Origin of the sequence: Sphingosinicella sp., from assembly GCF_052387495.1 — a bacterium.
GTDB lineage: Bacteria > Pseudomonadota > Alphaproteobacteria > Sphingomonadales > Sphingomonadaceae > Allosphingosinicella.
Window position 1 is genome coordinate 1 of sequence record NZ_JBQTJC010000022.1, and the last position, 2,808, is coordinate 2,808.

Annotated in this window: 2 protein-coding genes; one reads left to right on the forward strand and one right to left on the reverse strand. The window is 64.9% G+C overall.

The annotated features are described in order from the left end of the window. Positions 1 to 62: 62 nt before the first annotated feature. Entirely contained in the window at positions 63 to 2,168 is a 2,106-nt protein-coding gene (locus tag ACT4N8_RS01625) for a S8 family peptidase (protein ID WP_444856392.1), read from the forward strand. A gap of 271 nt (positions 2,169 to 2,439) precedes the next feature. On the opposite strand, the gene ACT4N8_RS01630 is transcribed toward ACT4N8_RS01625, so the two are convergent. Further along, positions 2,440 to 2,808, reverse strand: a 369-nt coding sequence (locus ACT4N8_RS01630) for a UDP binding domain-containing protein (protein ID WP_444856393.1), incomplete at its 5' end; no start/stop codon positions are given.

Genomic DNA, 2,808 nt, shown 5'->3' on the forward strand with positions numbered 1-2,808 from the left:
CTCCTCCACCTCCGCCTCCGCCTCCTCCGCCGCCACCTCCTCCGCCGCCGCCTCCCCCGCCGGTGAACTTCAACGATGCGGAGTATCAGCGCTCGAACGCCGCGACCTCGTCAGGGGCGATCAGCGCCTGGAATGCGGGCGGGCGCGGGCAGAACGTTACCGTTGGGGTGATCGACAGCGGGATTAACCCCAATCTTGCGGAGTTCGCCGGGCGAATTCACCCGGCAAGCGCCGATCTTGTGGGGAATCGGGGCGTGACCGATACCGAAGGACATGGCACGGCCGTGTCATCGGTCATCGGGGCGGCGCGCAACGGATCCGGGCCGATGGGGGTGGCCTTCGAGTCGGTCATCCTCTCGCTCAACACTGCCGATCCCGCCAATTGCGAGCCGAACGAGGGCTGCAAGCACAATAGCGGGGATATCGCGCGCGCGATCGACCTGGCACGGCAGAACGGTGCGCGCGTCGTGAACATCTCGCTTGGAGGCGAGACGGCCAGCAATTCCGTGATGAGTGCGGTAAGCCGCGCGGTCGCCGCCGGAATGGTGATTGTGATGTCAGCTGGCAATGAAGGAGCCGCCGAGCCGAGCGTGTTTGCCGCCGCGGCTGCCGCCAATGTCGGCAATGGCCAGGTGATCATTGCCGGAGCGATGGACGAGAACCGCAACCTGGCGACATTCTCCAACCGCGCCGGAAGTTCCGCGACCTTCTATCTCGTCGCGCTGGGCTCCCGCGTGCGAGCGATAGATGAGAACGGGACCCAGTTTCTCTGGTCGGGCACCTCTTTCTCAGCCCCGGTGATTAGCGGCGCCGCGGCTTTGCTCGCCAGCGCCTTCCCGAATCTTACGGGCGCTCAGATTGCACAGATTCTACGAGTGAGCGCGGACGATGCGGGCGCGGCCGGGGTCGATATCGAATTTGGCAACGGCATTCTCAACATCACGCGCGCGATGCAGCCGATCGGTACCATGTCGCTCGGGGGAAGCGGTGTGCCCGTGGAGGATGTTGGCGAAGGCGAGGCATCCGAACCGATGGGCGATGCCAGCCCCACAATAGCAGGCGCCATCATTCTCGACGGCTTCTCGCGTGCCTTCGCTGTGGATCTGGTGCAGCGCCTTGAGCGCGCTCCTCGACAACGGCCGCTCGCTCAGGGCCTGCAGATGGACCTCTCCACTGGTCATGCCGTCGCCGGCGCGACGATGGTATCGGTGACGGTCCGGCGCAATGTCATGGGCCAGCCCCAGGTCGGGTTGGCTCAGGGAGGTCTGAGTTACGATGATGCCCGCAATGCCCGCGCAATTGCCGGCCATGCATTGAGCCGTCTCTCTCCGCGGACCGCGGTTGCGCTCGGCTTCTCGGAGAGTGGTCGAACGCTGCAGCAGCGCCTTGCCGAACAGCAATCCCTGCCCTTCCTGATTGCGCGTGACCCCTTGAGCCGCGCGGGCTTCCATTCGGACAGTGGCGTCGCCATTGGCGCGCGGCACGATTTTGGAATCCTCGCGCTCACGGTGACCGGCGAGCGCGGTCGGGTCGATCTTCAGATGCCGAGACGCGGCGTCGTGGAGCCGGGCTATAGCCTCTCGTCGCTGACCATTGACCGACGCTTCGGCCGTGCGGAATTTTCGCTCGGCATGACTCGACTCGCCGAGGATGGGACGGTGCTAGGTGGCCGATTCGCGATGGCACCGGGAGGCGCAACCAGCCTCTTTCTCGATGCCGCGGCGCGTTACGACCTTGGCAGGGGCTGGGTGGCCGGAGCCAGCTATCGGCGCGGCTCGACGGGAATGACCGGGAACGGCGACCTTGTTAGGGCGGGGCGACTGTCTACGGACGCATGGGCGGTGGATCTCAGCCGCTCGGGTGCTTTCGCTGCAGGAGATCGGCTCGCCCTTCGCGTCATGCAGCCGCTGCGCGTGCGCGCAGGGGGCTATATGCTCAACCTTCCAGTTTCCTGGGATTATGCGACGTTGAGCGCGGGCTATGCGTTGCGGGAATTTACTCTTGCGCCGAGTGGACGTGAGATCGATTTGGAAGCAGCCTATAGTCTACCCGTCCTCCGTAGTGCGGGCTATCTCACCGCCAATGCCTTTCTTCGGCGAGACCCGGGCCATACCGAGACCGCGCGCAGCGATTTGGGCGCCGCGGTGCGACTTAGCTTCGGCTTTTAAAAACGGGTGCTTCTTCCTGCCCGGCGCGATCGGACAAGGCATTTGTCGGCGCAGCTCGGAATAAGGTGGCGCCGCCCCGGAACAGGTTACCGGCAGGCCGTATTCTCGCCGACGCTCTTCAGATGTCATTCCGTCGGCAGCGCTTTAAAACGTCTTCGGTTTGCCCGCATTGGCGGCAGATAGGGTGGTCCCGTCGCACGGGCGCCTTGATTGTGTCTCCAATCGATGCTGCACTGCGGTGACGACGCTCAGCGGATTTTACATGTTGTGGTTATCCGCGGCGCGTCCGCCCAATGCCAGAATAAAATAGCCCCGCGGCCTCCGCCTCTTCGGGAGGATAGATGTTCCTGAGATCGACCATGATCGGCTGGCGCATGATTCCGGCAAGGCGCTTGAGATCGAGCGCGCGCAGCGCATCCCACTCGGTGATCAGCACGACCGCGTCGGCGCCCTCGGCCGCGGCATAAGGCCCGTCGCACAGGGCGACGCCCGGCATCAGCGGACGGGCCTGCGCCATGCTCTCCGGATCGTATCCGCGCACCTCGGCCCCGGCATCCTCCAGGGCCTGTACGATTGACAGCGACGGCGCGTCGCGCATGTCGTCGGTATTGGGCTTGAAAGCGAGGCCGAGCAGCGCGAC